The sequence below is a fragment of the Polynucleobacter sp. GWA2_45_21 genome (assembly GCF_001830325.1).
GTDB lineage: Bacteria > Pseudomonadota > Gammaproteobacteria > Burkholderiales > Burkholderiaceae > Polynucleobacter.
Window position 1 is genome coordinate 448219 of the sequence record NZ_MHZG01000001.1, and the last position, 26553, is coordinate 474771.

The window sequence follows — 26553 nt, forward strand, 5'->3', positions numbered from 1 at the left end:
GCTCTATCTGAACGGTTAATTTAGTGTGAAATTCTGATACTCAAGGGCGGCTAATATTTTCTTAGTCGCGCCTTGATGCTCAATCGAGTAGGCCGTTGCGGCACTCGACATCCTTGCCAGCTCGGCAGTATTCAAAAGTAATTCTTTTAAAGCTTCCATGAGAGCCACTGGTTCACTCAATATAAGCTCACCCTGAATACGCTTTGCAGCGCCCATCTTGATAGCATCCAAAGCAGCCTGCTGAAAGTTGTAGGTATGCTCACCGAGTAATACCGGGCAACCAGCAGCACATGCTTCAATCAGATTCTGACCACCAAACGGAAGAAGGCTTCCGCCCATCACTACCAAGTCAGCGGCGCTGTAATACATGGGCATCTCACCCATGGAGTCACCCAGAATCACATCCACATCAGCATCACCCTTTGGCGCTTCAATCCATTCTGAACGGGGGCGAAATTTCAATCCGGCATCCTGAATTTGATTTGCAACTTCTGAGAAACGCTCGGGGTGACGGGGCACCAAACAAAGTAATGGGGCAACATCAAAAGCATTGCTGAGGAGCAAATCCCTCCACGCTTGCAAAATAATCGCCTCCTCACCATCACGGGTACTGGCAGCACAAACCATCAGACGCTGATTTGCATGCAACTCTTGTTTCCAGGATTTACCTTGTTGGACCAGGCTTGGATCTAGTGGCACATCAAACTTGAGATTGCCAACAATCTCCACATTGTTTACGCCAAGGCTACGGTAGCGGTCAGCATCGAATTGGGTTTGAGCCAAGATGCCTGTAAATGCTTGAAACAAAGACCTTCCTGCTTTACCAAATCGATTTACTCGACGCGCACTGCGCTCAGATAAGCGCGCGTTCACCAAAAATAATGGCAGGCTGATTTCTGCGCAATAGAAGACTACGGTTGGCCAAGCTTCGGTCTCCATAAATAGACCGAATTTCGGCTTAAATGCGCGCATGAAATTGGCAACCGACCAACAAAGGTCATAGGGCAAATAGACTTGACGTAGTCGACCAGCGGCAATCGCCTTAGCAAATAAGGCAGCTCCAGTGCGACGGCCATTAAGCGTCATATGGGTCAGCAGAACTGTTTCACCACGCTCTAGATAAGCCTCAACTAAAGGTTGGGCAGCCCTGGTTTCACCAACTGATACCGCATGAATCCATACTGATCCCTGAGTGATATTTTTGCCGTAAGAAAAGCCTAGACGCTCAGAGAAATGATTTAAATAGTCAGATGAGTGGCGCATGCGCCAGGCAAGGCGAATAAATGCAAAGGGCAATAAGAGATGCCAAAGCAGTTGATAAACGGCAAACCAGATCTTTGGGCGGGCACCGTATTGCAAATCCTGCGGTGCGCGCCCAAGGTTTGGAGTCAAACTCACTTTTTCAGACGTTCGGTCAATTCGACCGCCTTGCCCAAATAAGAAGATGGTGTCATCTCGAGCAACAAGGTTTTTGCATCATCAGGAATTTGCAAACCACGAATGAAGGTTTGCAAATCAGCCTGATTAATTCCCTTGCCACGAGTGAGCTCTTTGAGTTGCTCATACGGATTTTCAATGCCATAACGACGCATGACAGTTTGCACTGGCTCTGCTAATACTTCCCAGCACTCATCTAGGTCAGCAGCGATCGCCGCATGGTTTACTTCCAATTTACCAAGGCCACGCAAGGCGCTGTCATAAGCCAAAACGCTGTGGCCAAAAGCTGGGCCGAGGTTGCGCAATACAGTTGAATCAGTAAGGTCACGCTGCCAACGAGAAATTGGTAACTTCTCAGCCAGGTGACGCAATAAAGCATTGGCTACACCCAAGTTGCCTTCGGAGTTTTCAAAGTCAATTGGGTTCACTTTATGCGGCATAGTTGATGAACCAATCTCACCTGCTTTAGTGCGTTGCTTGAAGTAACCGATCGAAATGTAAGCCCAGAAATCACGGTCCATATCCAACAAGATTGTGTTGGCGCGAGCAATCGCATCAAACAGTTCAGCCATGCCATCGTGCGGCTCAATCTGAATTGTGTACGGATTAAATGTGAGACCTAAACGCTTTTCGACTACGTTTTTGGAAAAATTTTCCCAATCAAAATTTGGGTAAGCAGATAAGTGGGCATTGTAATTACCAACCGCGCCATTCATTTTTCCTAAAAGCGGGACTGCGGCAATCGTTGCAATCGCTCGCTCTAAACGTTTCGCAATATTAGCCAATTCTTTACCTAAGGTGCTTGGGGAAGCTGGCTGACCATGCGTACGCGACAACAAAGGAACCTTCGCATTCTCAATTGCCAAATCCGTTAATACAGAAAGAACTTTTCTGAGTTGCGGCAATAACACTTCGTCACGCGCACCACGCAACATCAAACCATGTGAAGTGTTGTTAATGTCTTCAGAGGTGCAGGCGAAATGAATAAATTCACTAGCTTTCAATAGATCTGGTCGACCAGCCACTTTTTCTTTTAAGAAATACTCAACCGCTTTCACATCATGGTTGGTCACCGCCTCAATGTCTTTAATGCGCTGCGCATCGGCATCAGAGAAGTTTTCAGGCAAAGACAATAAAAATGCCTCATCTGCTGCACTAATTTTTGGCACATCAGGAAGTCCTGCCGAGGCCAATGCCAATAGCCAATGAATCTCAACAAATACACGCTGGCGCATAAATGCGGCCTCGGATAACCAAGGCCTTAAGGCATCCAGTTTGCCGGCATAGCGACCATCTAAAGGGGAAAGTGCATTAAGGGTAGAAATCGGCTGACTCACGAATATTGCCTTTACATTGAATGTGTCAATAAACCCTGATTTTAATCGTTCTAAGGGGGCAACCCAATTTGGCTGAGATAGCTATACTTGGGAATATGAAACTCATCGGATCCCTCACTAGCCCCTACGTACGCAAGGTACGTATTGTTCTCATGGAAAAAAAGGTTGATGTTGACCTAGAACTTGAAAATGTCTGGGCTGCAGATACCAAAATTGCCCTCAATAACCCCTTAGGCAAGATTCCTTGCTTGATTTTGGATGATGGCGAGGCCATTTATGACTCCCGAGTGATTGCGGAGTATGCCGATACCCTGAGCCCAGTAGGAAAGCTGATTCCGGCAGGTAGCCGCGAACGTGCCACAGTCAAAACCTGGGAGGCTTTGGCTGATGGGATTAAAGATGCTGGCATTTTGGCTCGTTTAGAGCATACATTTCATACGCCTGAGCAGCAGAGTGATACCTGGCTTGAGCGCCAAATGGGCAAAATTGATGCTGCTTTAGCCCAAATGTCCCGTGAATTAGGCGAAAACCCCTGGTGTCACGGCAACCAGATGACTTTGGCTGATATTGCAGTGGGATGTGCACTGGGCTACCTGTTGTTCCGCTTCCCAAATGTAGCGTGGCAAGCTCAATACCCCAGTCTAGACGCTCTGTATCAAAAGCTGATGCAAAGACCTTCCTTTACAGAAACAGCGCCTCCAGCGGCTTAAATTCAGAAATTACTTCTAAAGTACCTGAGGGTACTTAGGCGGAAATAATTCCGCCGCCCAAGCAAATATCGCCGTCGTACAAGACGGCAGACTGGCCAGGCGTCACTGCCCACTGAGCCTCCGGAAAAGTTAATTGGAAACTGAGGGGCCCTTCAACTCCTGCGACTAGCGAGCATGCAGAGTCAGCTTGGCGATAGCGGGTTTTTGCAGAATACTGGCCAGGCATTGGAGCTGTGCCTGCAACCCAGCTGGCATCAATTGCAGAAAGCTGATTGGCTAGAAGCCATGCGTGCTCGTGCCCTTGTGCCACATATAGCGTGTTGTTCACTACGTCTTTGCGGGCGACATACCAAGCATCCCCATTGCCATTTTGACTGCCGCCTAAGCCAATACCTTTACGCTGACCTAGAGTGAAAAAGGCAAGCCCCATATGCTCTCCCACCGTTTTGCCTTCAGGGGTTTTAATGGGTCCAGGTGTACGAGGCAAGTAGCGGTTTAAGAACTCACGGAAGGGGCGTTCGCCAATAAAGCAAATCCCAGTGGAATCTTTTTTGCGCGCATTGTGTAAACCAATTTGCTCGGCGATCTTGCGGACCTCTGTCTTTGGAATTTCCCCAAGTGGAAAAAGAACGTTTGCTAATTGGGCTTGGGTTAAGCGGTGCAAGAAGTAGCTTTGATCTTTGCTGGCATCAAGCGCCTTTAATAATTGCGTCCGCCCACCCTCATGACGCACCCGCGCATAGTGGCCAGTAGCAATCGCATCTGCACCCAAGCTCATGGCATGGTCTAAAAAGGCTTTGAACTTAATTTCTGCATTGCACAAAACATCAGGGTTGGGCGTTCGCCCTGCAGCGTATTCGCGCAAAAACTCGGCAAAAACGCGCTCTCGGTACTCGGCAGCAAAATTGACCGCCTCAACATCAATTCCGATGAGATCTGCCACGGAAACGACATCTAGCCAATCCTGGCGTGCGGAGCAATACTCATCATTGTCATCGTCTTCCCAGTTTTTCATGAAAAGGCCAATCACTTCATAGCCTTGCTGCTTCAGCATCCAGGCCGCAACAGACGAATCTACACCCCCAGACATGCCTACAACGACTTTGGATGGCTTTGAAGCGGGTATTGCGGAAGAATTGAGCGGGATCATCAAAAAATGCGAGAATTCAATATAAGCTGAAAACCCCATTGTAGAAGCCTTAACTCAAGTTAGCCTGAAGAGCTTAAATGAGCCGGTACAAAACATAAGGGTATGCATATATATGTGTATTCGCGTATATATACCTAAAATAGATTATTTGAATCATTAGCATTTGGAGACATGCCATGCGCATAGGAGTACCGCTGGAAATCAGACCTGGGGAAACTCGGGTTGCTGCCACACCGGAAACCGTTAAGAGGCTGATTAGCCAAGGTCATACGGTTGTTATACAAAAGGATGCGGGCGTAACAGCCAGCCAGCCAGATTCTGCCTATGAAGCCGTTGGCGCAACAATTGGTAGTGCTGTTGACGCCTTTGGTGCAGAGATCGTACTCAAAGTACGTGCGCCCGAAGCTACCGAGCTCAAACAAATTAAATCTGGCAGCGTGCTACTTGGCATGCTTGACCCATTTGATAACGAAAATATTGCAGCCATGGCTGCGCAAGGTGTGACCGCATTCTCATTAGAGGCTGCTCCACGAACCACACGCGCCCAAAGTATGGACGTTCTGTCTTCTCAAGCGAACATCGCAGGTTACAAAGCCGTCATGGTCGCAGCCAATGAGTATCAGCGCTTTATGCCAATGCTCATGACTGCAGCTGGAACGGTTAAAGCGGCACGCGTGCTGATCTTGGGTGCCGGTGTTGCTGGTCTTCAAGCGATCGCAACGGCGAAGCGTTTAGGCGCTGTTATCGAAGCATCTGATGTACGCCCTGCTGCTAAAGAGCAAATCGAATCTCTCGGCGCGAAGTTTGTTGACGTTCCTTATGAGACTGACGAAGAACGTGAAATCGCTCAAGGTGTTGGCGGCTATGCTCGCCCAATGCCAGAAGCCTGGATGAAGCGTCAAGCAGCTCTCGTTGCTGAACGCGCTCAACAAGCTGACATTGTGATTACCACTGCTTTGATTCCAGGTCGTAAGCCACCCGTCTTATTGCACAGCGATACCGTTGCCAATATGAAACCAGGCTCTATCGTGATCGACTTAGCAGCTGGTCGTGGCGACAATGGCTCAGGCAACTGTCCTTTGACAGAGGCTGACAAGATCGTTGAAAAAAATGGTGTGAAGATTATTGGTTACACCAATCTCGCAAGTATGGTGGCAGCAGATGCTTCTGCTTTGTATGCCCGTAACTTACTCGACTTCATGAAACTGATCGTTGATGCTGAGGCGAAGTTAGTAATCCCAACGGATGACGACATTGTTACTGCCTGCCTCATGTGCCGTGATGGCCAAGCCATCCGTAAAAACTAATAAAAAATTATTCAAAGGAAACATCATGGATCTCGCTGCTTTTCAAAGCATCCTCACAGTCCAAAACATCACCGTGTTTGTGTTGGCCATTTTTGTTGGTTACCACGTGGTTTGGAACGTCACTCCTGCACTGCATACTCCACTCATGGCGGTTACTAACGCTATTTCTGGAATCATTATTGTTGGCGCCTTACTTCAAACTGAAGTGATTGGTGGCGATGAGATCACTCTCACCAGCATCATTGGTGCGATTGCAGTCTTTTTGGCTTCAATCAATATTTTTGGTGGCTTTATGGTCACCCGTCGCATGCTGGAGATGTTCAAGAAAAAAGCCCCAAAGGCTGATGCGGCTGGAACTAAATAAAACTAGAACAAGATCTTATAGAGACCACAATAATGTCAAACATAACCGCGATTTCCTATCTCATTTCATCGGTGCTGTTCATCCTCGCTTTGCGTGGATTGTCTTCACCAACTACTTCACGCCAAGGTAACACCTTCGGCATGGTCGGCATGCTGCTCGCCGTGATCACCACCTTCATGATTCCTGACTTTAAGCCAGTCTTCTCATTGATTATTGGCGCGATTGTTGGTGGCGCTATCATTGGAACGATTGCCGCTAAGCGCGTGCAGATGACGAAGATGCCTGAGCTCGTAGCGCTCATGCACTCCTTCGTTGGCTTATCAGCAGTATTGATCGCTATCGCAGCGGTATATAACCCTGCTCATGATCACACTGGCGCACAAAAGATCGAACTCTTCATTGGTGCATTTATTGGCGCGATTACCTTCACAGCTTCCGTTATTGCTTTCGGCAAATTATCAGGAAAAGTGAGTGGTAAACCAGTGACTTTTGCCGGTCAACATTTACTCAATTTGATTCTTGCTATCGGCATGGTTTCTGGTGGCGTTATGTATTTCATGACAGGCAGCCACGAAGCATTCTTGGTAATGTGTGCCATTGCTTTGGTATTGGGCGTGACATTGATCATCCCAATCGGTGGTGCCGATATGCCGGTGGTGGTATCGATGCTGAACAGCTACTCTGGTTGGGCAGCTGCAGGTATTGGTTTCACATTGAACAACCCAGTTTTGATTATTGCCGGCGCTTGCGTGGGATCTTCTGGCGCAATTCTGTCTTACATCATGTGTAAGGCCATGAATCGCTCTATCTTGGCGGTCTTGCTGGGCGGCTTTGGCGCCGAAGCTTCTGCTGGTGGTGCTGATGATGGCGGTCCAAAGAACTACAAAACTGGCTCCCCAGAAGATGCGGCCTTCCTCATGGAAAACGCTGACACTGTGGTGATTGTTCCTGGTTACGGTTTAGCAGTTGCCCGCGCTCAACATGCTCTCAAAGAATTGACAGAGAAGTTAACTCACCATGGCGTCACTGTGAAGTATGCGATTCACCCAGTGGCTGGTCGTATGCCTGGTCATATGAACGTACTCTTAGCTGAAGCTGAAGTTCCATACGATCAAGTATTTGAGATGGAAGATATCAACAGCGACTTTGGACAAGCTGACGTAGTGCTAGTACTTGGTGCAAACGACGTGGTGAACCCTGCCGCTCGTACACCAGGCAGCCCAATCTTTGGTATGCCGATCCTGGAAGCATTTAAAGCTAAAACGATCATCGTAAATAAGCGCTCCATGGCTGCAGGTTATGCAGGTCTTGATAATGAACTCTTCTACATGGACAAAACGATGATGGTCTTCGGTGATGCGAAGAAAGTTGTGGAAGATATGGTGAAGTCTGTCAGCTAAGTATCTAGCTGTATTCATCTAAGTGAAATTTAGATGGTTAACAAGTTAAACGGTGGATAAGTGAAAAACTTACCCACCGTTTTTTTATTCCTACCTACTCATTATTTATTCATTATTCAAATGAAACTACTTAAATTTATCGCGCTCATTTTCATATCTATAGCATCTCAATATGCTCAGGCTGATGCAGAACGAAAACATTACTACACTGATATTCCGGGCGTAGAGGCTAATGTCTTAATCAAAACTACAAAGTCATGGAATGGTGCCGTACTTCCCTCATATGGCGAAGGTCAAGCTGAAATTACTATTATTCGATACAGATTTGCTCCGGGCGCATCCATACCAATGCATATGCATCCCGTTATTAATGCTGGAGTTCTGCTCAAGGGTGAGCTCAATATCTTTACAAAAACTGGTGAAAAAATAACCCTCAAAGCGGGTGAGCCATTGGTAGAACTGTTTAAAGAATGGCACTACGGCTCAAACCCAGGGACTGAGCCAGTTGACTTAATTGTTGTCTATGCAGGAACGGTCGGGACTCCCTTAACAATTCGGAAGAAGTGAGCTTAGAAATCAATCCTATTCAGGAATAAAAAAACGCCTGGTCTTGTGAACCAGGCGTTTTAGTTTCTACAGCTTGATAGCTGAGGAAATTACGGCTATTACATCATGCCGCCCATTCCACCCATACCACCCATGCCGCTCATATCAGGCATCCCACCACCAGCGGAATCATCCTTTGGTGCTTCGCAGATTGCGCAATCAGTAGTCAACAATAAGGCTGCAACAGAAGCGGCATTAACCAATGCAGTTTTTGTTACCTTAGTTGGGTCGATCACACCTTGAGCTACGAGGTCGCCGTATTCACCAGTTGCTGCGTTGTAACCGTTGTTGCCTTTGCTAGCCAACACTGCATTAACAACTACGCTAGCTTCGTCACCTGCGTTAGAAACGATGATACGAATTGGCTCTTCCATTGCGCGCAATACGATGTTGATACCAGCGTCTTGGTCAGCGTTATCGCCTTTCAAGCCCTTAATACCCTGCATCGCACGTAACAATGCTACGCCACCACCAGGAACAATACCTTCTTCAACCGCTGCACGAGTTGCATGCAATGCATCATCAACGCGGTCTTTCTTTTCTTTCATTTCAACTTCAGTAGCAGCGCCAACACGAATTACTGCAACACCACCTGCCAATTTGGCAACGCGCTCTTGCAATTTCTCTTTGTCGTAGTCACTAGTTGCTTCATCGATCTGAACACGGATATTCTTCACGCGAGCTTCAATTGCTTTAGCATCGCCAGCACCGTCAATGATGATGGTGTTTTCTTTGCCTACTTCGATACGCTTGGCTTGACCCAAGTGCTCAAGAGTTGTTTTCTCGAGTGTGAGGCCGATTTCTTCAGCGATTACTGTACCGCCAGTCAAGATTGCAATATCTTCCAACATGGCTTTACGACGATCACCAAAGCCAGGAGCCTTAACAGCGCAAGTCTTGATGATGCCGCGAATGTTGTTTACAACCAAAGTTGCTAAGGCTTCGCCTTCAACATCTTCTGCAATGATCAACAATGGACGACCAGACTTAGCCACTTGCTCGAGTACTGGGAGCAAATCACGGATGTTGCTAACTTTCTTGTCAAACAAGAGAACGTATGGAGTTTCCAATACGGCAACTTGCTTTTCAGGTTGGTTAATGAAGTATGGAGAGAGGTAGCCGCGGTCAAACTGCATACCTTCAACAACTTCAAGCTCATCTTCCAATGACTTGCCATCTTCAACAGTGATAACACCTTCTTTACCTACTTTTTCCATTGCCTCAGCAATACGCTGGCCAATGCTGTGATCGCTGTTAGCTGAGATTGAACCAACTTGAGCGATTTCTTTAGTGGTTGTGCAAGGCTTGCTGATCTTCTTGAGTTCTTCGATTGCAGCTGCAACCGCTTTATCAATACCGCGCTTCAAGTCCATTGGGTTGTGACCTGAAACTACGTATTTCATACCTTCGCGAACGATAGACTGAGCCAATACAGTAGCGGTAGTTGTACCGTCACCAGCGATGTCATTGGTTTTGGAAGCAACTTCCTTCACCATCTGAGCACCCATGTTCTGGAGCTTGTCTTTAAGTTCGATTTCTTTTGCTACGGATACACCATCTTTAGTGATGGTTGGGCCGCCAAATGAACGCTCGATAACCACGTTGCGACCTTTTGGTCCCAAAGTTGTTTTTACTGCGTTCGCAAGAATGTTTACGCCTTCTACCATCTTGGTACGGGCGTTATCTCCAAATACGACGTCTTTTGCTGCCATGATTGAGTTCCTTTCTTAGGTACCGATTACTTCTGTACAACAGCCATGATGTCTTCTTCGCGCATTACGAGAAGCTCGTCGCTGCCGACCTTAACTGTTTGACCTGCATATTTGCCGAATAACACGCGATCGCCAACCTTGACGTCTGGTGCATTCAACTTACCGCTGTCATCACGCTTGCCTGGGCCAACTGCCAATACTTCACCTTGGTCTGGCTTTTCAGCAGCAGCATCCGGAATAATGATTCCAGAGGCGGTTTTTGATTCTTGATCTAAACGTTTAATGATTACGCGATCATGTAAAGGACGCAGATTCATTCCTTCTCCTATGTTAGTAAGTGTTAACTAATTAAAAAACCAATATAAATCAATGTGTTGCAGTCTCTTAACACGAAGGCAACAAGCTTTTCAGCTGAATAAGCCTGTTTTAGCACTCGCGTGTAGGGAGTGCTGATTATATAGGTCTGATTCCAGGGATTTCAAGGGCAAATTCACCTTAAATTTCAAAAGGAATCCCGCGCTTTCTATAATGGAGGGAGGCAAGTAGGTAGATTCCTACATATAAATAAGCCTTAAGCCCTTACCGCTCCAATCTGACCTGCCTAGACTGGCTATTCAATGATTGGAGAATGCTGATGAGCCCGAAATCCCGGCTGTACACGCTTGTAAAGGCTTGGAAGAACAAACCCTTCCAAGAAGTGCGCGACGCCTGCGGCCAGCCTTGGCTAGGCCTTAGTGGCGAAGCGCTCGAAGAACACCGATCCTGGTCCCAGCGACAAGCGATTAGCAACGAACCTATCTTTAATAGCCAAGGAAGCAAGCTGACGAGCTCATTATTTAGACCATTACTGGCGGCCACCGACACACAGCTCCTCAGATTGTTCATGGAGGGCTTGGATACGATTACCTATTGGTACCGAAGTGGTCGCTTCATTCCAGGCATCTTGCCTCTGCCGACTCAACACTTAGCTTCAGCTGGGTTTATTGATGCCTTAAGCGACCTCATCCTGAACTCACGACTCCCGGTTGGTCTCATTAGTTTAGGCATCAATAAGCTCAATGATGTTGACTCCATGCATTCCTGCATGGAGGGCTTATTGAGAATGCGCCGTCTCGGGGTTTTGATTCATCTTCTAGATTTTTCTGGAAGTAGCTCTCAAATCCGGTGGATCGAAGAAATGGAACCTGAAGGCATACATATCGATATAGGGCAATTCCGTGCCGAAGGATTGCCAAATGAAATGATTTCTCTTCACCAGAAATTCCACACCCAAATCTATGCCGGCAACATCACCCTGGTAAAGGATTTAGAAAATGCCATGGCAATGGGAGCGCACCACTGCTATGGCGGACTGATGATGTCACCGATAAGTCGACATCAAATGTTACACACGAGCGATAGCCGTATCGCTAAGGCCATTTTTTCGCTGCACCCTCATAAAAACCTAAACGGAGACAAGTAATGAGAAAACGCGTGATGTTGGTAGATGACCATCCAGCAATGCTGATGGCATTAAAAAGTATGTTGCAGGATCAATTGCTTTTTGAGATAGCAGGACAAGCGCAGCATGGAGAAGAGTGTCTTCGCTCAATCAAAGAAGTCAATCCCAATATGGTGATCTTAGATTTAGATATGCCCAAGACCGATGGCTTTGATGTCATTCGCCGGATTGGCTTGATGTATCCAGACGTTCGCATTCTGGTTTTATCTAGCTTAGATGAAGCAGTCTACGGGGGTAGAGTGCGCTCTCTAGGGGCTCATGGTTTTGTAAATAAGACCGCTGGTGCTGATGTCATTTTGGCGGCATGTGTTGCGATCTCACAGGGGTACACCTTCTTCACGCACGGGAAGAATGGCAATACCTCTTTAAGTGATAACGATAAATTGGCACTGATATCGGATCGCGAGCTACAAGTCATGAAGTATCTCGGCAAAGGCAATACCAATCAGCAGATATCAGACTTACTTCACATTAGCAATAAGACCGTGGCAACCTATAAGACTAGAGTCTTTGACAAACTGGGCATTAACAATATTGCCGACTTGATCTTGTTCTGCCGCATGAACAACATCATCGAAAGCTAAAGACGGCATGCATCGATTCATTTTGAAAAAAGTATTTGTACTCTGCTCTGTCTATGTAGGCCTGACATATGCAGGCCCATTTAACGCTGCAGAGCAATCATGGATCGATGCCCATCCAGTTGTGCGATTTAGCATTCATGAAAAATATGCCCCCTACCTTAACCAAACTTATCAGCAAGAAGGTACTGCACCATTTAAAGCTCTCATATCAAAAATTGAAGAATGTACGCGACAGCAATATGTAGCGGTATGGAGAAAATCAGATCAAGAAGGTTTAAAACAGCTCAGCAAAGGCGATGTGGATTTCATCATCGATCCACCCAGAATTAATGATCATGTTCTGCAATTTGGTTCCTTATCTGAAGCCATCTTTTGGGGGCATGATGCCGTTGTTACCAAGAACTCGAGTAAGCTAGATTCTCCGAGTCTAAAAATTGCCTATTTCGATCGAGGCCTTGAGAATACGCCTTCCATCTTTAATGACTATGCCAAAGATAAAGAGGATCAGTCACCCGATGACTTGATGCAATCCCTGATCAAAAGCGATATCGAGGCATTGGTGATGCCAATCCGCTTAGCGCGTCGATTGATACAAGAAACCCCAAATTCAGATCTAAAAATAGATGGGCTATACAGTCGAGATCCATTTGCCTACCGCTGGTTAATCTCCGATCAAGATGCTCCACTGCATGATGTATTGAGTCATTTTTTAAATGACTTGGATCCCATTGCCTCACGCCAGCTCTTTGCCTTAGGTGATGAAGCCAAGCCAAAATCAAGCTTACTGCCCTGGCTGAGTGCTATCCTGGTATTCATTATTGGCGGGGTAATGCTCTATCAGCTCCAAAGAAAGTATTTTCATCAGAAGAAAACTGCTCTTGAGTTGTTGCAGTCTAAGGAGTTAGCTGAAAAGGCCAATGCAGCCAAATCCGCATTTCTCGCAACCATGAGTCATGAAATTCGCACTCCCATGAATGCCATTCTAGGAGTGCAGGAGCTGCTACTCAGTAGCGCGCAATTTCCTAAAAAAGATAAATCACTATTAAAGAGCGCTCAAGCTTCAGCTGAATCACTTTTAGGGATGCTCAATCAAGTATTGGATATTTCAAAGATTGAAGCTGGCAAGCTCACTCTCAATCTCGAGCCATGCAACCCCCATCAATTGATCATGGATATTCATGCGGCATTTTCTACTATGGCTCAGAAACAAAATCTACTACTGCATACCTCGATTGACCCCAGAATCGCCGAAGTACTGATGATAGATTCCTTACGTCTACGACAAGTTCTGCAGAACTTACTCAGCAATGCCATTAAGTTCACCAATGAAGGCGAGGTGTACTTTTCTACCACCGTGCTCGCAGATGATCATGCTGGTCAATTACTCGAGTTCAGAGTGATCGACACTGGGGTGGGCATGGGCAGCGAGCAAATTAAACTGGCTCTGCAAGCTTTTGAGCAATTACCGGCTACGCAGGACTCTTATCAATCAGAACAAGATAGGGGTACAGGGCTTGGGCTTACTATCACCAATCATTTGGTGAGCTCCATGAACAGTCACCTCTATTTTGAAAGTGCTCCCGGATTTGGAAGTAACGTTCATTTCTCAGTAGCTTTTCCGAGAACGAGTATTGCTGCCCCCCAACCCACTAGCTTCGATTCCTTACAAACGTCATCCAAAAACTTGATCTCAAAAAAGGTGGGGCGGAAAAACTGTCCCATTCAAGCCTTGGTAGTGGAAGATCATCCGGCCAGTCGACAAATTTTGTCACTGCAATTGGAGGCATTAGGAATACACACTCGTGTTTGTGAGAATGCTGCCGCTGCACTCATATTGTTGAAAGACCATCATTTTGATCTCATGCTCACAGATCAGTCTATGCCAGGTATGCAGGGCTCTGAGCTGGCTAAACAAATTCGATCTCTGGGTAATCGTGACTTAGTCATCATTGGCGTCACGGCTGATATTTACGCTTTAGACTCACGCCATCAATTTTTATCCTCTGGCATGAATGGTGTTCTTATCAAACCATTGAGTTTGAGTGCCCTTGAAAATGAACTCATGCGCTATTTTGAATCTAGCCAAGACCCCAGTAGTAGTTATGAGGTCTATTCATTTGAGGCTTTCTCCAATCTCATTAAAGATGACCCTCAACAAATCATCGTGATTCTGGAAGAAATTGAAAAGGTACATCTAGAGGTTCTAAATCAGCTTGCATTCAATAACGATCAAGCCCCTATTAACGAGGCGCAGTTTCGAAGCCTGGTCCATAAAGTCAAAGGCGGGGCACAACTGTTACAGGCTACTGAATTTATCCACACCTGTGAATCACTTGAAATTGACGGGCCGCTATCAGATCGGATAAAGCGATTTATGGCCCTTCTCGAAGAACAAAACCAAACTATCGATACTTATAAGAAAAGATATCAGCATTAATTTGCGGCTGTTGTAACCCACCGGGCATCAAGGTTTATCCTATGGGGAATGCGTACCCAGAATTCTTCAACCTCAGTCCTAGCTCAAGCGGCCATTCTTTTGGCTGGCCTGTCCATTCTGGTCTTGATCCCTCAGGCACACTCTGCCGACTTAGTCTCGCAAGAGACTGCTCTCAAATACATCCCCAAGGCTGTAGCTGCTAGCCTTGAGAAAAGTCAGATTCCTAAAGATGCGATCAGCATATCCGTGATGGAAATTGATCAAGCACGACCAGGAAAAGTGACAGCAAAAACAGAATTGGACTGGCGCTCTCAAGAGGCAATGAACCCTGCGTCCACCATGAAGCTCATCACCACCCTTGCCGGATTGGATGTATTAGGCCCGCAATATCGTTGGCGCACAAATATTTATACCGATGGACTGATTCGCAAAGGAACTCTTAAAGGCAATCTCTATTTACAAGGCACGGGCGATCCTAAGCTCATCCCTGAAGAATTCGCCAAAATGATGAAGGCTATACAGAATTTAGGTATCCAAAAAATTGATGGCAATTTATTCTTTGATCGAAGTGCTTATGCTCCTAGCGTGATGGAACACAACACGATCGATGGCGAATCTTTGCGTGCCTATAACGTCCCACCAGATCCCCTGCTGTATGCATTTAGGACCCTCTCGTTTCAACTGGGCAAATCGCGTACTGCAGACTTTATTGACATTAGCTACACACCGCCACTTTCCCAACTCAAAGTGATTAACCAAATGCAATTGGTTAATCAATCCTGCGACAGCTGGAAAAGCAATCTTCGTTTTAACTTAGAACCTGAGGGTGATGGCACCAGCACTAACCAAGCTCTCACTGCGCAGTTCTCAGGTAGTTTTCCCAATGCCTGCAAAGGGGTGAATTACAACGTTGTCGCCCTGGATGCCAATACCTTTCTGACTCAAGGCTTTGCTGCAGCCTGGGAATTGGCTGGCGGCACTTGGGCCCAAGCACCCACCGGAAATTCTGGCGCCGTTCCCTTGGCGGCACGACTACTGCTACAGTTTGAAGGCATCCCTTTAGCTGATGATGTACAAGATATCAATAAGTTTTCTAACAACGTGATGGCAAGGCAATTGATGTTGACCTTAGCATTTGAGAAGATGGGTAAACCAGCGACCACTGAAAATGGTGAGCTTGTGATTCAGAGCTGGTTAAAGGGATTGGGGCTCGAGTTTCCAGAACTGATCATTGAGAACGGCTCTGGCCTATCACGTACTGAAGCAATATCTGCCGAGCATTTGACGCAATTATTAGTAGCTGCTCGCAATCTATCTGTAGCGGACAATTTTTATAACAGCCTACCGATTGCAGGAACAGACGGCACCATGCGCAATCGCCTCATGGGGCATTTACGGAAATTTCTGCATTTAAAGAAAAAACCTGAGGCCCGAATTAAAACAGGATCGCTGGTTGATGTCCGAGCAATATCGGGTTATGTGATGAGTAAGTCCGGGAAAATGTATGCGGTGAGCTCATTCATCAACCATCCCAATGCTGGGAAAGGTTTAGAGGCGCACGATCAACTATTAGCGTGGCTACTGGATGATGGTCCAGAACCAAAACAGGCCCGCTGAAGTCGGTCCCTGACGCCATCCCACTCTTCCCCTGCTGGCGGCTCCGGAAACAAAATCAGATCCCATCCTTGCTGATCTAAATCTCGCAGGGAGCGATACAAGCGACTTGCAAATGCAGCGCTATCACTAGGCACGAGCACTTCCTCAAAATGAGCTGATGGGTGTCCATCAACGCCTAATGAAGATTCCGAATCCCATACTGCAACCGCTACTCGCGACTTAATATCCGGGAACTCGCTGAGCGCATCCAAGACTCTGCCCGAGGCATACATTCTGAGAGGGGTTGTCGGGGCGTAATGGGCACGAAGACTACCAGAGACCCTTGGCATATCTCCACCCTGCTTCACCGAATCAATTTCACCAGGCAAATAAACTTGAATACCCGTTTTGGCAAGAATTTCCCCTGGAGTAATAAGGCCTGGGCGCAATAAAACTGGATGATCACCAGAAGACAAATCAATGATGGTCGATTCAATACCGACTTCGCAATCACCACCATCCAAAATCATAAGCTCCAACATGCCTTCAAACTCGCTACGCACATCAGCTGCACTAGTGGGTGAAACTTTTCCGAAACGATTAGCCGAAGGAGCAACCACCCCACCCTTAAACTTACGCAGCAATTCTTGTGCAATCGGGTGCGCAGGCGCCCGAATCGCCACGGTATCTTGACCGCCGGTAAGTTCATTTAAAACGCTTTTATCTTTTTTAAAGACTAAGGTCAGCGGACCCGGCCAAAATGCATTGATGAGTTTTAATGCGTCTTCTGATAAGTCCCTTACCCAAGGCGCTAGAACTGGAACCCAATCAACCTGAGCCTGGTCAAACTTATCAGACGCTGCCAAGTGAACAATAAGCGGGTGATTTGAAGGTCTGCCTTTAGCGGTAAAAATCCGTTTGATGGCATCAGGGTTCTTCGCGTCCGCCCCTAAGCCATAAACAGTCTCAGTCGGAAAGGCAACTAAGCCACCATCTCGCAAAGTCTGTACTGCTTCATTAATCACTGCGGATGATTGCAGTGAGCTACTATCGCTGGGCATTTCTAGGGCTCGATCCCTAATTCAAGTGCAACAGCTGCACAATTTTGGCGCGCTTGATTCAGCGACTCACCCAAGCAATTGATGTGACCCATCTTGCGACCCATGCGTGGATCGGATTTTCCATAGAGGTGTAACTTGGCATCTGGATGCGAGAGCACCTGATCCCAAGCAGGTTCTCTTGCCTTATCTTCGCTACCTTCATACCAAAGATCACCTAAGAGATTAAGCATAGAGACTGGTGCCAGCAAGCGGGTATCACCCAGAGGTAGACGAGCCATGCTTCGAACCTGCTGCTCAAATTGACTACTGACACAGGCATCCATAGTGTAGTGGCCAGAGTTATGCGGACGAGGTGCAATTTCATTAGCGATGATGTCACCGCTCTTGAGGACAAAGAACTCGACACATAAAACACCTACGTAATCAATCTTACGAATGAGTGCTTTTGCAGCCTCAATAATTTTTTTCTCTTGAGGAGGCTTCAGCGATGGTGCAGGCACAGTGGAGGTGTGCAAGATGCCATCACGATGGATGTTTTGAGAAACTGGATATGCAACAACCGCATCATCATATCCACGCACCACTAAAGCGGACACCTCAAAATCCAAATCCATACGCTTTTCAAGAACACACGGCACCTTACCCAATTCAGCCCAGGCAGCAACTAGATTGGCAGAGTCGTAAACAGTAATTTGTCCTTTGCCGTCGTAACCCATGCGCGCGGTTTTCAGAATACCAGGGAATAAATCCGCAGGCACATGCTCAATATCGGCATCATGCTCGACTACGCAATAAGGAGCGGGGCCAATATTGGTTTCCGCTTTCCAGGTAGCTAAGAATTTTTTCTCAGCAACGCGGTTTTGAGCCAAAGAAACACAACTACTGCGAGGCGCTACGAAGACACCCAAAGATTCCAGCTCATCTAAAGCTTGAGCAGGAACATTTTCAAATTCGGTGCTAACGGATTTACATAATGCTGCCATCTCTTTTAGAGCTGCGGAGTCAGTGTAATCAGCTTGAATGAATTTTTCTGCAATAGAACCTGCAGGGCTATCTGATCCAGGATCCAGCACGCAGACCTTGTACCCCATAGCTTGAGCTGCCTGGGTAAACATGCGCCCCAATTGACCACCACCTAAAATTCCTAAATACGAGCCCGGCAAGATGGGCTCCAAACGATCTGCCATCTTTTAATATCCCGGCAAATTCATGGCGCGCGCAGTATCGGACTGCTTCACACGGAACTCTTCTAACTGTTTTGCTAAAGCAGCATCATTGACCGCCAAATTAGCAATCACATGCAAAGCGGCATTTGCAGCTCCAGCCTCACCAATCGCAAATGTTGCCACTGGAATGCCCTTAGGCATTTGAACGATGGAGTACAGGGAGTCTTCACCACGTAAATATTTGCTGGCAACCGGAACACCGTAGATTGGAACGATTGTTTTAGATGCCAACATGCCTGGCAAATGCGCAGCACCACCAGCGCCAGCAATAATTGCCTTTAGTCCATTTTTGGAAGCATTTTCTGCATACGCAAACATATCGTCTGGCATGCGATGAGCTGAAACCACTTTAGCTTCATGAGCAATACCAAATTGCTCCAGCATTTGAGCGGCATGCTGCATGGTGTCCCAATCTGAATTGGATCCCATTACTATTCCAACTACTGGCTTTTTGCTCATTGACCTCTCCAAATGCCCTGATCTACACCGTTAATCTATCTAAGGTCTTATTATCCCAGCCTTTTTAGGGGCCCTAGGAAATTAGCCCTTAGTTAAGCGAGCGAGGGCTTCGCGGTACTTTTCTGCTGTTTTATCAATCACATCAGCCGGCAAAGCAGGCGCAGGGGCCGTTTTTGGCCAAGGCTTACCGTCGACCATGGCTGTTTCTAGCCAGTCTCGAACGAATTGCTTGTCATAAGAAGGTGGATTTGCACCGACATAGTAGGTTTCAGCAGGCCAAAAACGGGAAGAGTCGGCAGTGAGGATTTCATCCATTAAGACTAACTGACCATCATCATCCAAACCAAACTCAAACTTGGTATCAGCAATGATGATTCCACGAGTCGCGGCAAATTCAGAAGCTTCTTTGTATAAGCGAATGCTGACCTCACGAATTTGATTGGCTAATTTCTCACCAATCATCTCAATCACCTTGTCAAAGGAAATGTTTTCATCATGCTCACCCACTTCTGCTTTAGCTGCAGGAGTAAAAATAGGTTCAGGTAACTTCTGTGCGTTTTCTAAACCTTCTGGCAATGCAATACCGCAAACTTTTCCAGTCTCTTTGTAGTCTTTCCAACCGCTACCAGCTAGGTAGCCACGCACTACCGCTTCAACCAAAATTGGCTTCAAGCGTTTAGCCACTACCGCACGACCTTTAACTTGATCCACTTCATCAGCAGGCACAACGCTCTCAGGATCAATACCTGTCAGGTGGTTCGGAATTACCTTGGCTAATTTGTCAAACCAAAAGTTGGCCATTTGGTTAAGCACAATACCCTTCTCAGGAATCGGCTGACCCATGACTACGTCAAAGGCAGACAAGCGATCGGTGGTGATCATGAGTAGCTTGTCATCACCTAGCGCGTATACATCACGCACTTTTCCTTTGGAGAGCAAAGGCAGGGACTTAATGGAGGTGGCGTACAAAGCTGGCATATTTATCTCACTTCACGATCTGGGCTAATTTGCCACTCTTGTAAAGCTCTGCCATTTTTTCCAGGGGAATTGGCTTAATTTTGGATGCTTGACCTGCGCTGCCGAAAGCATTGAAACGTGCAATACAAACCTTCTTGGCGGCTTCACGTGCGGGCTTTAAATAATCGCGTGGATCAAACTTGCTTGGGTTCTCGAACATATAGCGGCGAATAGCAGCAGTCATCGCCAAGCGAATATCGGTATCAATATTGATCTTACGCACACCATTCTTAATGCCCTCTTGAATTTCTTCAACAGGCACGCCATAAGTTTCTTTCATATCCCCACCAAACTCACGAATCTCTGCGAGCAATTCTTGTGGAACGCTAGAAGAACCATGCATCACTAAATGTGTATTCGGAATACGTGTGTGAATTTCTTTAATACGCTCGATAGCCAAGATGTCACCAGTAGGCTTCTTCGTAAATTTATAGGCACCATGACTAGTACCAATCGCAATCGCTAAAGCATCGCACTGCGTAGCCTTTACAAAGTCAGCCGCTTGCTCAACGTCTGTCAACAACTGCTCACGCGTCATCTTGCCATCAGCACCATGACCATCTTCTTTGTCGCCCTGCATCGTCTCCAATGAACCTAGAACACCCAATTCCGCTTCAACCGTAACCCCAATAGAGTGGGAAAACTTCACCACTTCCCTAGAAACATCGACGTTGTATTCATAGCTGGCAACCGTCTTGCCATCGGCCTCTAGCGAGCCATCCATCATCACGCTAGTAAAGCCGCTCTTAATCGCAGCCATACAAACCGCTGGACTTTGGCCGTGGTCTTGATGCATTACAACGGGGATATGTGGGTAAGCCTCAACCGCAGCAGAAATCAAATGACGTAAGAATGATTCACCGGCATATTTACGAGCACCAGCAGAAGCTTGCATGATGACTGGAGAATCAGCCTCATTTGCTGCCTCCATGATTGCTGTAACTTGCTCTAAATTGTTCACATTAAATGCTGGCAAGCCATAGCCATTTTCAGCTGCGTGATCCAAGAGTTGTCGTAAAGATACTAAAGCCATGATGGTCTCTTAATTAAAAATGTTAGTAATGAATTATTTGAATCAATATTTTAAAAAGTGAATTACTTCACTTGAATAATCTTGAGTGAGTTCGTGCCACCTGGCTCACCCATAGGCTCACCTGAAGTTAGAACCACTACATCACCCTTCTTCACCGCCCCTAACTTCTTCAGGCAATCCTCCACCTCTTGCAGCGCAGTATCACGTTGCTTGGTGTAATCTAAGCCAACAGGAAATACATTCCGATAAGTGCTCAAGGCACGCTGAGTTGCAATCTTTGAAGTTAAGGCAAAGATGGGCAAATGAATATTGTGTCGACTCATCCAAACCGCAGTGGATCCTGATTCTGTCAAAGCGGCAATCGCATTGGCATTGAGGTGATGCGCTGTAAAGAGCGCGCCCAGGGCAATTGTTTGATCAATGCGTGAGAAGGTTTGATCCAGGAAATCAGTATCCAGCTTTACACGGTCTGACTTTTCAGCCTCAACACAAATCTCAGCCATCGCTTTGATGGTTTGCACGGGATACATACCAGCAGCAGATTCAGCAGACAACATCACTGCATCTGTGCCGTCCAATACCGCATTAGCTACGTCACTGACTTCAGCACGAGTAGGCACTGGAGCATTAATCATGGACTCCATCATTTGTGTAGCGGTAATTGTGAATTTGTCAGCCTCAAGTGCCAGCTTAATCATGCGCTTTTGCAAAGCAGGGACAGCAGCGTTACCCACTTCAATCGCTAAGTCGCCACGCGCAACCATGATCCCATCACTCTCCGCGATGATGCTGTTCAATGCATCAAACTCAATCGCCTCTGCACGCTCTACTTTTGCAATCGTGCGCACTTTACCAACACCATACTTTGCGCTAGCGGCATCTGCCAACTTGCGGGCATAAGCCATATCTGCGCCATCTTTAGGAAAGCTAATCGCCAGAAAATCTACACCCATCGCGATCGCTGCGTCTAAATCAGCAATATCTTTTTCTGTCAGCGCTGGTGCAGTCAGACCACCACCAGCACGGTTAATGCCTTTGTTATTCGAGAGTGGGCCACCTTGCTCAACGAGGGTAAAGATTTCTCCACCTTTAACACTCTCAACGCGAAGTACAACTAGACCATCGTTTAACAAGAGGCGATCGCCCGGTTTGACATCTTGTGGCAACTCTTTGTAATCCAAACCAACGCGCTCTTGATTGCCCAACTCACATGCGACATCCAGAATAAATTGCGCGCCTTCTTTTAAAAGAATTTTGCTATCAACAAATTTACCCACGCGAATTTTTGGACCTTGAAGATCGGCCATGATGCCAACCTCTTTCCCAGCTTCAGCAGAAATACTGCGCACTAAATCATGACGCGCCTTATGGTCAGCAACAGTGCCATGAGAAAAGTTCATCCTCACGACATCCACACCTGCACGAATCATCTCACGCAATACTTCTGGCTTTTCTGATGCAGGGCCTAATGTGGCAATGATCTTTGTTGCTCTCAACATAGTTAGTCTTTCGCTCTTTCAGCTAGTACTGCAAAGGCTGGCAAGGTTTTGCCTTCCAAGAATTCCAAGAAGGCACCGCCGCCAGTAGAGATGTAATCCACCTGATTTTCAATACCGTATTTCGCAATTGCAGCCAATGTGTCACCGCCACCAGCAATTGAAAATGCTGGTGAATGCGCGATTGCTGCAGCCAACATTTTGGTGCCACCGCCAAACTGGTCAATCTCAAATACGCCTAATGGGCCGTTCCAAACGATCGTGCCAGCATGCGCCAACATGATGGATAAACGCGCAGCAGTTTTAGGGCCAATATCCAAAATCATGTCGTCTTCCGCAACTTGATCAGCAGGCACACGATTCGCACGCGCTAATGGAGAGAGTTCGTTTGCAACCACGACATCCTCAGGAATGGGAACGTGCGCACCGCGCTTTTCCATAATCTCCATAATTTCTCGCGCCTCATCAACCAAATCCGGCTCTGCTAATGACTTACCAATCGGTAAGCCTTTAGCCAACATAAAGGTATTTGCAATGCCGCCACCCACAATCAACTCATCCACCTTGTCAGCCAATGCTTTCAGAATGGTCAGTTTTGAAGATACCTTAGAGCCAGCCACAATCGCCACCAATGGGCGCTTTGGGCTTGCTAGAGCACGGCTCAAAGCATCTAACTCAGCGGCCATCAAAGGACCGGCACAAGCAATCGGCGCAAACTTAGCAACGCCATGCGTGGTTGCTTCAGCGCGGTGAGCAGTACCAAAAGCATCATTGACATACACATCACACAGAGCGGCAATCTTCTTAGCCAACTCATCGTTATTCTTTTTCTCGCCCACATTGAGACGACAGTTCTCTAGCAGTACCAATTCACCTGAATTGACTTCAAAGCCACCATCAACCCAATCGCTAATTAAGGGAACCTTACGATTTAAGAGGGTGGCAATTCGATCGGCTACTGGAGCCAAACTATCCTCGGGCTTGAACTCGCCCTCAGTTGGACGCCCTAAATGTGAGGTGACCATGACGGCCGCACCAGCATCCAAGCACATTTGCACCGCAGGCATAGAGGCCTTAATACGGGTGTCTTCTGTGATGTTGCCCACATCATCCTGAGGCACATTGAGATCGGCGCGGATTAAAACCCGCTTTCCCTTCAGCAGACCTGCTGCAGCGAGATCACTGAGACGTTTTACTTTAAAGAGAGTTTCCGGCATGAGAATGGCAAAATTAGTGGTTTTAGGGGAATGCTCCATTCTAAATCGTCTGGGCTTTCTACCCCAAAGGAATTGGACTACCTCACCCCGCTCCCTGCTCTACAATAAAGGCTGAGACGTATCCCAGGCCTAGGGGCTCCCTAGCAGCATGGCACCCAGTTTTACCGAATTGAATCACCCTATTTATTACATATTTAAAAGGTAGAGAAAATGTCGATGTCCGACCGCGATGGCTTTATTTGGTCCGATGGGAAGCTCATTCCCTGGCGTGAGGCCAATATTCATGTGCTAACCCACAGTCTCCACTACGGAATGGGTGTATTTGAAGGCATTCGCGCCTACAAAACCCCCCAGGGCACCGCTATTTTCCGCCTTCCAGAGCACGTTAAGCGCCTTTTCAATGGAACTAAGATTTTCCAAATGACTATGCCTTGGACCCCTGAGCAAATCACCAGCGGCATTATTGAGGTCGTTAATAGCAATAAGCTGGAATCTTGCTATATCCGCCCAATCATCTTTATTGGCTCCCAAAAGCTCGGCATCTCTCCAAAAGGTAACAGCATCCATACCGCGATCGCCGCCTGGGAATGGGGTGCTTATTTGGGTGAAGATGGCATTAACAAGGGTATCCGCGTTAAAACCTCCTCATTTACACGTCACTTTGTAAATTCATCACTGGTACGCGCCAAGGCCTCTGGTTACTACATCAACTCTATTTTGGCCAACCAAGAAGTAACGGCTAATGGCTACGACGAAGCCCTGCTACTGGATACAGAAGGCTATGTATCTGAAGGATCTGGTGAAAACGTTTTTATGGTGAGTGATGGGATCGTTTACACCCCAGATCTGGCTTCTTGCTTAGACGGCATTACTCGTGACTCCATTATTGAGATCGTCAAAGATCTCGGCCTTGAATTGCGTGAGAAGCGCATCACCCGCGATGAGATCTACTCTGCTGATGAGGCTTTCTTTACTGGTACCGCTGCAGAAGTAACGCCAATTCGTGAATTGGATGACCGCACTATTGGTGACGGTAAGCGCGGTCCGATTACCGAGAAAATTCAGAAGACCTACTTTGATGCGGTCTACGGTAGAAGCGATAAGTACAAGTCTTGGTTAACTTACGTTAAGTAATAGGAAATCAGAGAATGAGTGAAGCTCAAGTTGTGATGGTGAATGGCAATACTGATTTGCCTTTACATTGCCCAACCAATAAAACCCCTAGCTGGAATTCACATCCACGTGTATTTCTGGATGTTGCTAAAACGGGTGAGGCAAAGTGTCCTTATTGCGGCACTGAGTACAAACTCATTCCTGGCACCGAACCCCACGGGCACTAAGCCCATCAGCACCCCGCTCCGGGGTGCTGTGTCGGGATACCTCATATGAATCGTATTCTGATCATCGCCCCCAACTGGATTGGTGATGCCGTAATGTCCCAGCCTCTGCTGGCGAATCTCAAAGTAATTTACCCGCAGTCGCAGATTGATGTTTTAGCAAGTCCATGGGTTGCGCCCATCTATCGCGCCTGCGCTGAAGTTCATCAAGTCATTGAAGCGCGCCTAGAGCATAAGCAATTGCAGTGGGGTCTACGCAAGCAGCTAGCAAGGCAACTGGAATTAACTAAATACGACGCCTGCTTTGTTCTTCCCAATAGCCTGAAGTCTGCCTTCATTCCTTGGCTCGCTAATATTCCGCTACGAATTGGCTATCGCGGAGAGATGCGTTTTGGACTCATCAATTTTGCTTTAGATAATCCCAGTAAGACTAATCGCCCCCCGATGGCAAATCATTACTTTGCACTGAGCAATGTAATACAGCCTTCACAAAAGATTGATGTCAATCAATCAGCAGATCCCACACTCAACATCTCACCCGCAGCCAAACAATCTGTCAGCACTAAGTTGCAAACAGCGGGAATGAATGAAAAATCAATCTATGTGTTTTGCCCAGGCGCTGAGTACGGCGTCACTAAACGCTGGCCCACCGATCACTTCGCTACTCTCGCAGAGCAATTAATCACGCATGAATCTGATGCGCATGTCATTCTCTTGGGCAGCAAGAGTGATCACAAATTGGGTAAGGAAATTATTTCCCAGGTGACAAATACTTCTCAGATTCAGAACTGGTGTGGCGAGACTTCACTGGATGAAGCGATTGCACTCATTGGTATGAGTAAGGCACTGGTCAGCAACGACTCTGGCTTAATGCATATCGGCGCAGCACTAAAAGTTCCTCAAGTGGCGATCTTTGGCTCAAGCGATCCACACCATACGCCACCGCTATCCGATAAGGCAAAAGTCATTTGGCTTAACTTGCCATGTAGCCCCTGTCACAAAAGAGAGTGCCCGCTTGGGCATCTCAAATGCTTAAAAGATATTTTGCCCACGACTGTATTGGGCACCATTCAATCACTCCACTAATTTTGTCGCGATACACATCACCAGAAAGTAAGCCATGACTAAACTTGCCAGACTTTTTCATAATGCCGATGAAGTGGTGGATGCCTGGCGTGATGCGTTGAAGCATCGTGACGTCAAAGGCGCCCTGGCAATCTGGCTAGATGACGACTCAATTACTTGCGTGCTCCCAGAGGGGCAACGCTTAAGTGGACATGCAGAAATTCGGGAGGGTTTAGAACGCCTGTTGGCAAAGCAAGCTCTCTTTTTAGAGCCGATTGCCTGTATTAGCCATTCTGTTTTAGGTGCCGCAGTCTACGACACTACTGAAGCCGTGCATCTGCGCGCCGATCAAATTGAAGCCGAGTTCTTCCTCAATATCACTTTGGTCTTATTGCAGGATAGTCAGGGCTGGCGCATTGCTCACCTGCATGCAAGCCATTCAACTGAAGATACTTTTGATGCCCCATCTACTCCACACGGACTGCACTAATTAGTGATGGC

25 protein-coding genes are annotated in these 26553 nt (G+C 47.0%); 13 read left to right on the plus strand and 12 right to left on the minus strand.

Features of this window, described 5'->3' with window-relative positions; translation table 11 throughout:
- Positions 1 to 15 precede the first annotated feature (15 nt).
- Positions 16 to 1398, minus strand: a complete 1383-nt coding sequence (locus A2X74_RS02235; RefSeq protein ID WP_363925301.1) for a 3-deoxy-D-manno-octulosonic acid transferase — start codon at positions 1396 to 1398, stop codon at positions 16 to 18.
- Positions 1395 to 2774, minus strand: coding sequence for an adenylosuccinate lyase (gene purB / locus A2X74_RS02240; RefSeq protein ID WP_293628470.1), 1380 nt, complete (start codon positions 2772 to 2774; stop codon positions 1395 to 1397). Before purB ends, A2X74_RS02235 begins: the two co-directional genes overlap by 4 nt.
- Positions 2775 to 2869: 95 nt before the next feature.
- On the opposite strand from purB, the gene A2X74_RS02245 reads away from it, so the two are divergent.
- On the plus strand, positions 2870 to 3484 hold the full coding sequence (locus tag A2X74_RS02245) for a glutathione S-transferase N-terminal domain-containing protein (RefSeq protein WP_293628468.1): 615 nt from the start codon (positions 2870 to 2872) through the stop codon (positions 3482 to 3484).
- Positions 3485 to 3518: 34 nt separating this feature from the next.
- Here the strand turns inward: A2X74_RS02245 and mnmA are convergent, their stop codons facing one another.
- Positions 3519 to 4634 (minus strand): tRNA 2-thiouridine(34) synthase MnmA, encoded by a 1116-nt coding sequence (gene mnmA / locus A2X74_RS02250; RefSeq protein WP_293628584.1) that lies wholly within the window; start codon positions 4632 to 4634, stop codon positions 3519 to 3521.
- Positions 4635 to 4810: 176 nt separating this feature from the next.
- On the opposite strand from mnmA, the gene A2X74_RS02255 reads away from it, so the two are divergent.
- The 4 genes from A2X74_RS02255 (at position 4811) to A2X74_RS02270 (ending at position 8272) form a co-directional block, all read left to right on the plus strand.
- Positions 4811 to 5941 carry a Re/Si-specific NAD(P)(+) transhydrogenase subunit alpha gene (locus tag A2X74_RS02255; RefSeq protein ID WP_293628466.1) on the plus strand — a complete coding sequence of 377 codons (1131 nt, stop codon included), beginning with the start codon at positions 4811 to 4813 and terminating at the stop codon, positions 5939 to 5941.
- Between the two features lie 25 nt (positions 5942 to 5966).
- Positions 5967 to 6305, plus strand: a complete 339-nt coding sequence (locus A2X74_RS02260) for a proton-translocating transhydrogenase family protein (RefSeq protein ID WP_068320920.1) — start codon at positions 5967 to 5969, stop codon at positions 6303 to 6305.
- A 32-nt stretch (positions 6306 to 6337) separates the two neighbouring features.
- Positions 6338 to 7705 carry an NAD(P)(+) transhydrogenase (Re/Si-specific) subunit beta gene (locus tag A2X74_RS02265; protein WP_293628464.1) on the plus strand — a complete coding sequence of 456 codons (1368 nt, stop codon included), beginning with the start codon at positions 6338 to 6340 and terminating at the stop codon, positions 7703 to 7705.
- Between the two features lie 120 nt (positions 7706 to 7825).
- On the plus strand, positions 7826 to 8272 hold the full coding sequence (locus A2X74_RS02270; protein ID WP_293628462.1) for a cupin domain-containing protein: 447 nt from the start codon (positions 7826 to 7828) through the stop codon (positions 8270 to 8272).
- Positions 8273 to 8370: 98 nt separating this feature from the next.
- Here A2X74_RS02270 and groL read toward each other — a convergent pair whose 3' ends face one another.
- A complete protein-coding gene (gene groL, locus A2X74_RS02275; RefSeq protein WP_293628460.1) occupies positions 8371 to 10023 on the minus strand; it encodes a chaperonin GroEL in 1653 nt (550 codons plus the stop codon).
- A gap of 26 nt (positions 10024 to 10049) precedes the next feature.
- Positions 10050 to 10340, minus strand: coding sequence for a co-chaperone GroES (locus A2X74_RS02280; protein WP_015421939.1), 291 nt, complete (start codon positions 10338 to 10340; stop codon positions 10050 to 10052).
- A gap of 317 nt (positions 10341 to 10657) precedes the next feature.
- Here A2X74_RS02280 and A2X74_RS02285 point away from each other — a divergent pair, with 317 nt between their 5' ends.
- From A2X74_RS02285 to dacB, 4 genes are read left to right on the plus strand one after another with little or no spacing between them, the layout of a single operon-like run.
- On the plus strand, positions 10658 to 11485 hold the full coding sequence (locus A2X74_RS02285) for a diguanylate phosphodiesterase (protein WP_293628458.1): 828 nt from the start codon (positions 10658 to 10660) through the stop codon (positions 11483 to 11485).
- Positions 11485 to 12108 (plus strand): response regulator transcription factor, encoded by a 624-nt coding sequence (locus A2X74_RS02290; RefSeq protein WP_293628456.1) that lies wholly within the window; start codon positions 11485 to 11487, stop codon positions 12106 to 12108. Before A2X74_RS02285 ends, A2X74_RS02290 begins: the two co-directional genes overlap by 1 nt.
- Positions 12109 to 12115: 7 nt before the next feature.
- Positions 12116 to 14545, plus strand: coding sequence for a response regulator (locus A2X74_RS02295; RefSeq protein WP_293628454.1), 2430 nt, complete (start codon positions 12116 to 12118; stop codon positions 14543 to 14545).
- A gap of 48 nt (positions 14546 to 14593) precedes the next feature.
- Positions 14594 to 16162 (plus strand): D-alanyl-D-alanine carboxypeptidase/D-alanyl-D-alanine-endopeptidase, encoded by a 1569-nt coding sequence (dacB, locus tag A2X74_RS02300; protein WP_293628452.1) that lies wholly within the window; start codon positions 14594 to 14596, stop codon positions 16160 to 16162.
- On the opposite strand, the gene A2X74_RS02305 is transcribed toward dacB, so the two are convergent.
- The 7 genes from A2X74_RS02305 to A2X74_RS02335 all read right to left on the minus strand — a co-directional run bounded on the left by A2X74_RS02305 (position 16108) and on the right by A2X74_RS02335 (position 23650).
- A complete protein-coding gene (locus A2X74_RS02305; RefSeq protein WP_293628450.1) occupies positions 16108 to 17202 on the minus strand; it encodes an L-threonylcarbamoyladenylate synthase in 1095 nt (364 codons plus the stop codon). The two genes, dacB and A2X74_RS02305, sit on opposite strands and share 55 nt — an antisense overlap.
- Before the next feature lie 2 nt (positions 17203 to 17204).
- The gene (locus A2X74_RS02310; RefSeq protein WP_293628448.1) at positions 17205 to 18389 is read right to left on the minus strand and encodes a 5-(carboxyamino)imidazole ribonucleotide synthase; all 1185 of its coding nucleotides are present in this window, start codon (positions 18387 to 18389) and stop codon (positions 17205 to 17207) included.
- A gap of 3 nt (positions 18390 to 18392) precedes the next feature.
- Positions 18393 to 18887, minus strand: a complete 495-nt coding sequence (gene purE / locus A2X74_RS02315; protein WP_215301991.1) for a 5-(carboxyamino)imidazole ribonucleotide mutase — start codon at positions 18885 to 18887, stop codon at positions 18393 to 18395.
- Between the two features lie 81 nt (positions 18888 to 18968).
- Positions 18969 to 19865: a phosphoribosylaminoimidazolesuccinocarboxamide synthase gene (locus tag A2X74_RS02320; protein ID WP_293628446.1), complete on the minus strand. Its 897-nt coding sequence runs from the start codon at positions 19863 to 19865 to the stop codon at positions 18969 to 18971.
- A 7-nt stretch (positions 19866 to 19872) separates the two neighbouring features.
- Positions 19873 to 20937, minus strand: coding sequence for a class II fructose-bisphosphate aldolase (fba, locus tag A2X74_RS02325; protein WP_293628444.1), 1065 nt, complete (start codon positions 20935 to 20937; stop codon positions 19873 to 19875).
- A gap of 62 nt (positions 20938 to 20999) precedes the next feature.
- Entirely contained in the window at positions 21000 to 22436 is a 1437-nt protein-coding gene (gene pyk, locus A2X74_RS02330; RefSeq protein WP_293628442.1) for a pyruvate kinase, read from the minus strand.
- A gap of 2 nt (positions 22437 to 22438) precedes the next feature.
- Positions 22439 to 23650: a phosphoglycerate kinase gene (locus A2X74_RS02335; RefSeq protein WP_293628583.1), complete on the minus strand. Its 1212-nt coding sequence runs from the start codon at positions 23648 to 23650 to the stop codon at positions 22439 to 22441.
- Positions 23651 to 23860: 210 nt separating this feature from the next.
- Between A2X74_RS02335 and A2X74_RS02340 the strand changes: the two genes are divergently transcribed.
- Genes A2X74_RS02340 through A2X74_RS02355 form a run of 4 tightly spaced genes read left to right on the plus strand, consistent with a single transcriptional unit; the run spans position 23861 to position 26542 of the window.
- Positions 23861 to 24784: a branched-chain amino acid transaminase gene (locus A2X74_RS02340; RefSeq protein WP_293628440.1), complete on the plus strand. Its 924-nt coding sequence runs from the start codon at positions 23861 to 23863 to the stop codon at positions 24782 to 24784.
- A 14-nt stretch (positions 24785 to 24798) separates the two neighbouring features.
- Positions 24799 to 24990: a zinc-finger domain-containing protein gene (locus tag A2X74_RS02345; RefSeq protein WP_015421968.1), complete on the plus strand. Its 192-nt coding sequence runs from the start codon at positions 24799 to 24801 to the stop codon at positions 24988 to 24990.
- A gap of 45 nt (positions 24991 to 25035) precedes the next feature.
- Positions 25036 to 26073, plus strand: coding sequence for a lipopolysaccharide heptosyltransferase II (waaF, locus tag A2X74_RS02350; protein WP_293628438.1), 1038 nt, complete (start codon positions 25036 to 25038; stop codon positions 26071 to 26073).
- Positions 26074 to 26107: 34 nt separating this feature from the next.
- Positions 26108 to 26542 carry a nuclear transport factor 2 family protein gene (locus tag A2X74_RS02355; RefSeq protein WP_293628436.1) on the plus strand — a complete coding sequence of 145 codons (435 nt, stop codon included), beginning with the start codon at positions 26108 to 26110 and terminating at the stop codon, positions 26540 to 26542.
- Positions 26543 to 26553: the final 11 nt, after the last annotated feature.

Bases quoted from the DNA above. Each gene is read 5' to 3' on its own strand.
- A2X74_RS02245 (WP_293628468.1), top strand. From the start codon at position 2,870: ATGAAACTCATCGGATCCCTCACTAGCCCCTACGTACGCAAGGTACGT.
- mnmA (WP_293628584.1), bottom strand. From the start codon at position 4,634: ATGATCCCGCTCAATTCTTCCGCAATACCCGCTTCAAAGCCATCCAAA.
- A2X74_RS02255 (WP_293628466.1), top strand. From the start codon at position 4,811: ATGCGCATAGGAGTACCGCTGGAAATCAGACCTGGGGAAACTCGGGTT.
- A2X74_RS02260 (WP_068320920.1), top strand. From the start codon at position 5,967: ATGGATCTCGCTGCTTTTCAAAGCATCCTCACAGTCCAAAACATCACC.
- A2X74_RS02265 (WP_293628464.1), top strand. From the start codon at position 6,338: ATGTCAAACATAACCGCGATTTCCTATCTCATTTCATCGGTGCTGTTC.
- A2X74_RS02270 (WP_293628462.1), top strand. From the start codon at position 7,826: ATGAAACTACTTAAATTTATCGCGCTCATTTTCATATCTATAGCATCT.
- groL (WP_293628460.1), bottom strand. From the start codon at position 10,023: ATGGCAGCAAAAGACGTCGTATTTGGAGATAACGCCCGTACCAAGATG.
- A2X74_RS02280 (WP_015421939.1), bottom strand. From the start codon at position 10,340: ATGAATCTGCGTCCTTTACATGATCGCGTAATCATTAAACGTTTAGAT.
- A2X74_RS02285 (WP_293628458.1), top strand. From the start codon at position 10,658: ATGAGCCCGAAATCCCGGCTGTACACGCTTGTAAAGGCTTGGAAGAAC.
- A2X74_RS02290 (WP_293628456.1), top strand. From the start codon at position 11,485: ATGAGAAAACGCGTGATGTTGGTAGATGACCATCCAGCAATGCTGATG.
- A2X74_RS02295 (WP_293628454.1), top strand. From the start codon at position 12,116: ATGCATCGATTCATTTTGAAAAAAGTATTTGTACTCTGCTCTGTCTAT.
- dacB (WP_293628452.1), top strand. From the start codon at position 14,594: ATGCGTACCCAGAATTCTTCAACCTCAGTCCTAGCTCAAGCGGCCATT.
- A2X74_RS02305 (WP_293628450.1), bottom strand. From the start codon at position 17,202: ATGCCCAGCGATAGTAGCTCACTGCAATCATCCGCAGTGATTAATGAA.
- A2X74_RS02310 (WP_293628448.1), bottom strand. From the start codon at position 18,389: ATGGCAGATCGTTTGGAGCCCATCTTGCCGGGCTCGTATTTAGGAATT.
- purE (WP_215301991.1), bottom strand. From the start codon at position 18,887: ATGAGCAAAAAGCCAGTAGTTGGAATAGTAATGGGATCCAATTCAGAT.
- A2X74_RS02320 (WP_293628446.1), bottom strand. From the start codon at position 19,865: ATGCCAGCTTTGTACGCCACCTCCATTAAGTCCCTGCCTTTGCTCTCC.
- fba (WP_293628444.1), bottom strand. From the start codon at position 20,937: ATGGCTTTAGTATCTTTACGACAACTCTTGGATCACGCAGCTGAAAAT.
- pyk (WP_293628442.1), bottom strand. From the start codon at position 22,436: ATGTTGAGAGCAACAAAGATCATTGCCACATTAGGCCCTGCATCAGAA.
- A2X74_RS02335 (WP_293628583.1), bottom strand. From the start codon at position 23,650: ATGCCGGAAACTCTCTTTAAAGTAAAACGTCTCAGTGATCTCGCTGCA.
- A2X74_RS02340 (WP_293628440.1), top strand. From the start codon at position 23,861: ATGTCGATGTCCGACCGCGATGGCTTTATTTGGTCCGATGGGAAGCTC.
- A2X74_RS02345 (WP_015421968.1), top strand. From the start codon at position 24,799: ATGAGTGAAGCTCAAGTTGTGATGGTGAATGGCAATACTGATTTGCCT.
- waaF (WP_293628438.1), top strand. From the start codon at position 25,036: ATGAATCGTATTCTGATCATCGCCCCCAACTGGATTGGTGATGCCGTA.
- A2X74_RS02355 (WP_293628436.1), top strand. From the start codon at position 26,108: ATGACTAAACTTGCCAGACTTTTTCATAATGCCGATGAAGTGGTGGAT.